5 protein-coding genes are annotated in these 7,916 nt (G+C 71.5%); 3 read left to right on the top strand and 2 right to left on the bottom strand.

All coding sequences use genetic code 11. The annotated features are described in order from the left end of the window. Together CEK66_RS19305 and CEK66_RS19300 are read right to left on the bottom strand one after the other, a co-directional pair. Window positions 1-1,399, bottom strand: a 1,399-nt coding sequence (locus tag CEK66_RS19305; protein ID WP_152237977.1) for a M56 family metallopeptidase, incomplete at its 3' end; no start/stop codon positions are given. Between the two features lie 3 nt (window positions 1,400-1,402). Then, window positions 1,403-1,789: a BlaI/MecI/CopY family transcriptional regulator gene (locus CEK66_RS19300; RefSeq protein WP_017909741.1), complete on the bottom strand. Its 387-nt coding sequence runs from the start codon at window positions 1,787-1,789 to the stop codon at window positions 1,403-1,405. Window positions 1,790-2,470: 681 nt separating this feature from the next. Between CEK66_RS19300 and CEK66_RS19295 the strand changes: the two genes are divergently transcribed. The 3 genes from CEK66_RS19295 to ligD all read left to right on the top strand — a co-directional run bounded on the left by CEK66_RS19295 (window position 2,471) and on the right by ligD (window position 7,829). Next, a complete protein-coding gene (locus CEK66_RS19295; RefSeq protein WP_152237978.1) occupies window positions 2,471-4,798 on the top strand; it encodes a TonB-dependent receptor in 2,328 nt (775 codons plus the stop codon). Window positions 4,799-4,990: 192 nt separating this feature from the next. Next, complete coding sequence (locus CEK66_RS19290; protein ID WP_152237976.1) at window positions 4,991-5,167, top strand: DUF3606 domain-containing protein; 177 nt, start codon at window positions 4,991-4,993, stop codon at window positions 5,165-5,167. A 19-nt stretch (window positions 5,168-5,186) separates the two neighbouring features. Beyond that, window positions 5,187-7,829 (top strand): DNA ligase D, encoded by a 2,643-nt coding sequence (gene ligD, locus CEK66_RS19285; RefSeq protein ID WP_152237975.1) that lies wholly within the window; start codon window positions 5,187-5,189, stop codon window positions 7,827-7,829. The last annotated feature ends 87 nt before the right edge of the window (window positions 7,830-7,916 follow it).

The raw sequence follows: 7,916 nt of genomic DNA, 5'->3' as shown, positions 1-7,916 counted from the left end.
GCGGCGCGGGCGGCGGCGGCGGCGGCGGCGGTACTGCGGGCACGTTGGCGGCGCGGGCGGCGGCACCGGCGTCCCCCATGTCGACCGCATCGGCCGCCTCCGCGGCCGCCGCGTTCGCGGCTTCCATCTCAGGCTCCTGCGCCGCTGCGCTCGCGTCGGCTGCCTGCTTCGCTGCATCTGCAGCCGCCATGGCAGCCTGCGCCTCCGCCGCCGCAAGCGCCGCTTCGCGGGCCGCGTCATCGGCAGTGTATTCGCTCGGTGGCGCCGCGGCCTGCGCCTGGGAGGCCGGAGCCGGCTTGCCGGCGGCAGGCAGCGCATGGCCGGGCTGGGCCACCAGGCGCAGCGGCGCCACGCCGAGCACGGCCACCGCGGTCAGGATCAGGGCCGCGCCCAGGCGCGGAAAAGCGGACGTGGTCTGCAGCATCTGCAATCTCCGTTTCAGGCTCAGGAAGGTCGGCGAAGCGCTGGCCAGGCCGGCGCTGGGCCGCGGTGCCACGCCCAGCTGCACCAGCAGCCGCGCGTAGTCGTGACGGCAATGCCGGTGGCCTGCGACCACCGCGGCGTCGCAGGCCGCCTCGCGGGCCAGGGCGTACTCGCGGTTGGCCAGGTGCACCAGCGGATGGAAGAAGAACAGGTGCTGCGCCACCGCCGGCAGCAGCCCCCACCACAGGTCGCGGCGCTGCAGGTGCACCAGTTCATGGGTCAGCGCCATGTCCAGATCGTCGGCGCGCAGGCTGTCCATGCGCCGCGCCGGCAGCAGCAGCACCGGCTGCCACGGCCCGATCAGTTGCGGCGAATCGGTGCGCGCACACAGCCGCAGCTGCGGCGGCTGGCGCAGGCCGTGGGCCTCGGCCGCCAGGCGCAGCGCACCGAGCAGGGCGGTGTCGGTGCACGGCGCCGCCTCGCGTGCACGCTGGCGGCTGCGACGGTAGGCCAGCACGCTGTGCGCGGCGCAGACCAGCACGCCGGCCAGCCACAGCGCCACCAGCGCCTGCGCCCACGGCCAGGCCGCCAGGGATGTCGTGGCCGGGGGTGCGGCGATCGCCGCGGTGGCAGCGGTGGCGTTGACGTTGATCTGCGTAGGCATCGCAGCGGACACGCGCGGCATCGCAGCGCCTGCCGGCGTCGCCGGCACCGTGGCGGCGGCCGCCGGTGCTACAACGACCGGCGCCGGCGCGGCCGGCAGCACCGGTAGCTGCACCGCCCCGGCCCACAGCAGGCCCAGCACGCTCTGCGCGGCGACCAGCCACCACAACCGGCAACGCGTCGCCGCCGGCAGGGTCGGCAGCCAGCGGCACAGCGCCCAGATCAGCGCGACCAGCACCAGCGTCTGCACACTGGTCGCCAGCAGGCGCGACAGCAGGCTCTCGAACACGTCCGTCCCCACCAGGCTGTGCATGGCTCAGTCCTCTCGCCGTTGCGATTGCAGTTTGGCCACCAGTGCCTCCAGTTCGGCCAGTTCCGTGTCGCTGACCTCGGCGCGCTGCGACATCCACGCCACGAACGGCGAGACCGAGCCCTGCAGGGTCTTCTCGACGAAGCTGCCGACCGCGCTGCGCACCACGTCGTCCTGGCCGCTGGTGGCGGCATAGCGGTACACGCCCTGCACCTGGCGGCGACGCAGATAGGCCTTGGCGCGCAGGCGCTCCATCATGGTCAGCACGGTCGAGCGCGCCAGCCCGCGCGCCTCGCCGAACCCGGCGGCGACCTCGCCGACACTGGCATCGCCGTGTTCGGCGATGTACTGCAGCAGGGCCAGTTCCTGGTCCCCGATCGATTTGCGGCGCATCCGCCCACTCCGATGACTACACGTGTCGGCAAAGCTACCCGTGACGACAACTGTCGTCAATAGGTCGCAGGTCATGGGCGGCAGGCGTCTGCAAGCCTGGCGATGGCGCCGCTCCGCGAGGCCAGTCGCACCCGGCGCCTGCCGGTGGAATCGCATCGGTCCTGAGCATTCGGCCCCATGTCTCGCGCACGCGTACAGCAGCATGAGGTCGCCCCCCGGCCACCGTGCATGCATTCGCCGTAGACGTCGGCGCTGATCCATCCTCGTTCGCGCAGCGGCACCAGCGCCCTATACCCATGTATCGCATCGCATACGCGCAGCAGGCAGCGCTGTACCAACGCGCAATGGTGCAAGCGCACATGCGATGCAAGAATTACCTGCATCGCTTCACGCCGCTGTATTCACCGCGGGAAGCGCGCTGCCGCAGCTGCGCCGTTCGCCTCCATCGATCCGGAGCGGGCCGCCGCACCTGCCGCGCGCCATCTTCCCTGTTCCGCGCCGCAGCGCCGGCGCACTGTCATCGCAAACGCACAGCCAGCCGGACGCCGCCGCGAACAGGCGGCCCTGCGCTGGGTGCGCGCGTGCGCCACCGCTTCCCACTCCACGCCGGATCCGACCATGCACGCGACCTCCTCCCGTCTCCGCGCCACCGCCTTGCCGATCTCTGCACCGCATCGCCGCATGCGCGCGTGCACGCCGTCGTTGTTGTCCGCGACGCTGACCGCCTGCCTCGCAGCATCCCCGGCGCACGCTGCGGACGCGGCCGCCGGCACCGATGCGGACACCACGCCGACCACGCTGTCCGCGCTGGATGTGGTGGCCTCGCCGCACGCGGCGGCGGTGGCGCCTACGCAAGTGGTCGGCCCGAACCGCTATGTCATCAATGCCGGCGACATGGACGCCGACATCGCCGGCAGCAACGGCCTGGCGCGGCTGAAGACCGTGCCCGGCGCCAGCTACACCACCACCGACGGGCTGGGCCTGGACGTCTCCGCCACCAGCCTGTTCGTGCGCGGGTTCCGCATGAACGAAATGGGCATCACCTTCGAAGGCGTGCCGTTGAACGACAGCGGCTTCCTGTCGTTGACCGGCACCAGCGTGGTCAACGTCGGCGTGCCGGACGCCATCGGCACCATCACGGTCAGCCCCGGCGCGGCACCGGTGAGCGTGTTCTCCAGCAGTGCCAACGGCGGCGCGCTGGAGTACCGCCTCGGCGAACCGAAGGACACGCCCGGCCTGCGCCTCAGGCAGGGCGTGGGCAGCGACGCGACCCGGGTCACCACGGTCTCCGCGCAGAGCGGGCAGCTCGGCGCCAACGGCCCGAAGCTGCAGGTCGACCTGCAACGGCTAGGCGCGGACAAGTACCAGGGCGGCGGCACCCAGCGCTTCCTGCGCGGCGACCTGAAGGCGACCCAGGACGTGGCCTGGGGCACGTTCACCGTGTTCCTGTCGGCCAGCCACGCCGCGATGTGGGGCTACAACAACCTGTCCTTCGACATGCTCGGCAAGCTGGGCTGGCGCGCCGACAGTCTCTATCCCGACTACGCCAGGGCCTATGCCATCGCCTTGCCGCAGAACGCCGGCGCCTCGTGCGGCGTCTACCGCTGCGGCACGCTGGCCGGGCTGTTGCCGTACGACACCGGCCAGGTCACCGACGACCGCATCGCCTCGCTCGCGCACGACTTCCGCATCTCCGACGCGCTCAGCGGGCGGGTGCAGCTCTACAGCGCGCGCAGCCGCACCCACGCCACGCTGAGCGATCCGACCACGCCCTCGCCCGACGCTGCGCCGTTCTCCGAGCAGGTGCAGGCGCCGCACCTGCAGCGCAGCGGCGGCCTGCTCAGTCTGAGCTACCTGCTCGGCCGGCACACCCTCAGCGCCGGCCTCTGGCAGGAACACGCCAGCGCCGACGCGGCGACCTTCTGGTACACCGAGCCGCTGCTGGGGCAGGGCCGGCCGCTGCGCACCACCGGGCCGTGGGATGTGTACGGCCCGGCGTTCAAGACCGACAACGTCTCGCAGTGGACCACCCGCGCGCGCCAGGTCTACCTGCACGACGACATCGCGCTGAGCGACACGCTGGTGCTGGGCCTTGGCGCCAAGGCGGTGGATTTCCGCACCAGCGGCGGCGGTGTCGGCGATGCGCCGGACCGGCCGGCGGCCGGCACGCTGCGCGCGAAGAGCGCGTTCCTGCCGCACCTATCGCTGTTCTGGAGCCCGACCGCGCAGACCGACGGCTTCGTCGACCTGGGCAGCGCGATGAACGGCTTCCGCGTCGCCCAGCGCGGCAACATCGGCTATACCGCCTCGGCCTGGACCGTCCCCGACCAGGCAACGTTCGACCGCCTCGCCCGCCACCTGCAGCCGGAACAGGACTGGAACCTCACCCTCGGCGGCACCCATCGCTTCGACCGCGCCACCGTCACCGCGGACGTGTTCTACGGCGACATCCGCCATCGCCTGCTGTCGGCCGCGGTCGGCACCCAGTTCGCGCAGGTCAACACCGTGCAGGTGATGCCGAGGATGCACACCTTCGGCGCCGACCTGGGCGTGACCGTCGACCTCACCCCGCACCTGCAGTTCTACCAAGGCGTGGCGCTGGCGCGCTCGGTCTACGACCGCGACGTGGTCGTCGACGACAACGTCTATCCGATCCAGGGCAAGGCGCAGCCGGGCTATCCGCAACTGTCGCTGGTCAGCGACCTGTCGGCGCATGTGCGCCACTGGCGCTTCGGCGCCACCAGCACCGAGTACCTGCATCAGCCCTTCACCTACGAGAACGACCTGCGCGTGCCGGCGTTCTGGCAGGTCAACACGTACGCGGCGTACACGCTGGGGTCCGACAGCCCGCTGCCCGGCCTGGAACTGCGCCTGGACGTCAGCAACCTGCTCGATCGTCACAACATCGGTACCGCCAACATCGCCGGCTCGGCGTTCGCCGGCGACTACCAGACGCTGCAGCGCAGCGCGCCGCGGCAGCTGTTGTTCAGTACCTCGCTGGCGTTCTGAGGCAGCGGCACGCGCGCCCACGCCAGCGACGCGCATGCATCGGACTGACACGGCGTTCACGGCGATGCCACGCCGGCGCGACTAGAAGTTTTCGAATCGGTCCGCCGACGCATGCCGCGTCCGTCGGACCTCGCCGCCGCGCTCTGCGGTGTGCGCCCCACGACCGCAGCGGCTTCTGCACAGGACTTCGGCATGAGCGACGACACCCGCAACATCGGTTCGCCCGATCGCGACCGCATCAACCTCCACGAAGACGACGAAGTGCGCGACTGGACTCAGGCGCTGGGCGTGTCCGCCGAAGAACTCCGCGCCGCGGTGCAGGCGGTGGGCAGCAGCGCCGCGGCGGTCCGCGCGCACCTGCGCAAGTGACCCGGGCCGGGCCCGCGCCATGAGCCTCGCCGACTACCGCCGCAAGCGCCGCTTCGACAAGACCCGCGAGCCGGAGCCGGGCAAGCCGGTGCCGGCGGGGCAGCGGCCGATCTTCGTCGTGCAGCTGCACCACGCCAGCCGCCGCCATTACGATTTCCGCCTGCAGGTCGGCGATGCGCTGAAGAGCTGGGCGGTGCCGAAAGGGCCGAGCTACGACCCCAAGGTCAAGCGCATGGCGGTGGAAGTGGAAGACCATCCGCTCGACTACGCCACGTTCGAGGGCGAGATCCCGCAGGGCGAATACGGCGGCGGCCACGTCGCCCAGTTCGATCACGGCGTGTGGAGCAGCGCGGACGATCCGCAGGCGCAACTGGCCAAGGGTCATCTGCGCTTCGAACTGTTCGGCGACAAGCTCAAGGGCGGCTGGCACCTGGTGCGCTCGGGCAAGCCGGCGCGGCAGCCGCAGTGGCTGCTGTTCAAGGAGGACGACGCCTTCGCCGGCGACCTGGAGGCGGACGACCTGCTGGCCGATGTCACCGCGGCGCCGGCGCAGGACGTCAAGCGCGCCGGCGCCGGCAAACCGGACAAGCGCAAGGTCACGGTGGTGGCGCCAATGCGCAAGGGCCGCCGGACGAACTGGGCCAAGTTGGCCGAGGCACTGCCCGGCGCGATGCCGGCGGCGGCGCCGGACGGACCGTTCGCGCCGCAGCTGGCCCGGCTGGGCGACGCGCCGCCACAGGGCGCGCAGTGGATCCACGAGATCAAGTGGGACGGCTACCGGATCCTGGCCACTGTCGCCGACGGCGTGGTGCGGCTGTGGTCGCGCAACGCGATCGAGTGGACCGACAAGATTCCCGAGATCCGCGACGCCATCGCCGCGCTGGGCCTGCGTTCCGCGGCGCTGGATGGCGAACTGATCGCCGGCAAGGGCACCAAGGAGGACTTCAACCTGCTGCAGGCGGTGCTGTCCGGCGAGCGCCAGGGCAAGCTCGCGCTGGCCCTGTTCGACCTGTTGCACCTGGACGGCATCGACATCGCCGCCGCACCGCTGTCCGAACGCAAGGCGCTGCTGCAGCGGCTGCTGCAGGGCGCCGATGCGCACCTGGCCTTCAGCTCGCACATCGACGGCGACGGCGACGCCGCGTTCCAGCTCGCCGGCGCGCAGCACTTCGAGGGCATCGTCTCCAAACGCGCCGACCGCGGCTACCACGGCGGCCGCAACGACGACTGGCGCAAGACCAAGCAATTGCGCTCGGACGAATTCGCGGTGGTCGGCTACACCGCACCCAAGGGCAGCCGCAGCGGCTTCGGCGCGCTGCTGCTGGCGCGACCGGATCCCGAGCATGGCTGGCTGTATGTCGGGCGCGTGGGCTCCGGCTTCTCCGACGCCTTGCTGCGCGAGTTGACCGCGCTGATCGGCAAGGCCGGCAGCGCCACGCCCAGCGTGCACGTGCCGACCACCGACACCGACCTGCGCAGCGCACGCTGGTTTGCGCCGCGCTTCGTGGTGGAGGTGTTCTACCGCGGCATCGGCGGACAGCAGTTGCTGCGCCAGGCCTCGTTGAAGGCGGTGCGCCCGGACAAGGACATCGCCGACCTGCGCGATGCCGACGCACCGGCACCGCGCGCGGCGGCGGCGCGGGCGAGGCGGCCGGCCAGGAAAGCCAGGGCAGATGCAACGGTCAAAGCCACGAAGGCGACCAAGGTGGCGAAGGCGGCGAAGGCGAGCGAGACCAAGACCAGCGGTCCCCGGCGCAGCAAGCGCGACGTCGCGACCACGGGCACCGCGCGCACGCCGCCGACGCTGTCCAGCCCGGGCCGCGTGGTCTTCCCCGACATCGGCGCGACCAAGCGCGAGGTCTGGGACTACTACAGCGCGGTGATGGATCACCTGCTGCCGGAGATCGCCGGTCGCCCGCTGTCGATCATCCGCTGCCCCGCCGGCGCCGAACGCGCGTGCTTCTTCCAGAAGCACCACACCGCCGGGCTGGAACTGGTGTCGTCGGTGCGGTTGAAGGAAGAAAGCGGCACCCAGGCCGAGTACCTGGTGGTCGAGGATGCGGCCGGGCTGCTCGAACTGGTGCAGTTCAATGCGTTGGAGTTCCACCCGTGGGGCGCGCATGCCGCGTCCCCGGAGCGTGCCGACCGCGTGGTGTTCGACCTGGACCCGGGCCCGGACGTGCCCTTCGCCGAGGTCAAGCGCGCGGCCACCGACATCCGCAAGCTGCTCGCGCAACTGGAGCTGGAGTCGTTCCTGCGCGTGTCCGGCGGCAAGGGCCTGCACGTGGTGGTGCCGCTGGCTCCGGGTTGCGACTGGGACCTGACCAAGCGCTTCGCCCACGGCTTCGCCGACGCACTGGCGCAGTCGCAACCCGAGCGCTTCCTCGCCACCGCCAGCAAGCGCCTGCGCAACCAGCGCATCTTCGTCGACTACCTGCGCAACGGCCGCGGCGCCACCGCCGTGGCCTCGTACTCGCTGCGCGCCCGCGCCGGCGCGCCGGTGGCGATGCCGCTGGCCTGGAGCGACCTGTCCAGGCTGCACCGCGCCGACGCCTTCAAGCTGCGCGACGTCCCGGCCAAGCTGAAACGGCGACGCAAGGATCCCTGGGCCGGCATCGACGCGCTGAAGCAGAACCTGTCGCGCTGGGCCGAAACGGAGTGAGCAAAGCCCCTCTCCCCCCGGGAGAGGGGTTGGGGTGAGGGTCGGGGCGCGAAGCGACTCGCTGAGATTGAACACGAGCGACCGCAC

Origin of the sequence: Xanthomonas sp. LMG 12460 (genome assembly GCF_009192895.1) — a bacterium.
Taxonomy (GTDB): Bacteria; Pseudomonadota; Gammaproteobacteria; order Xanthomonadales; family Xanthomonadaceae; genus Xanthomonas_A; species Xanthomonas_A sontii.
This window is presented reverse-complemented; position numbering and strand designations above follow the sequence as displayed.

Coding starts and splice junctions, on each gene's coding strand:
- CEK66_RS19295 (WP_152237978.1), top strand. CDS start 2,471: ATGCGCGCGTGCACGCCGTCGTTGTTGTCCGCGACGCTGACCGCCTGC.
- ligD (WP_152237975.1), top strand. CDS start 5,187: ATGAGCCTCGCCGACTACCGCCGCAAGCGCCGCTTCGACAAGACCCGC.
- CEK66_RS19290 (WP_152237976.1), top strand. CDS start 4,991: ATGAGCGACGACACCCGCAACATCGGTTCGCCCGATCGCGACCGCATC.
- CEK66_RS19300 (WP_017909741.1), bottom strand. CDS start 1,789: ATGCGCCGCAAATCGATCGGGGACCAGGAACTGGCCCTGCTGCAGTAC.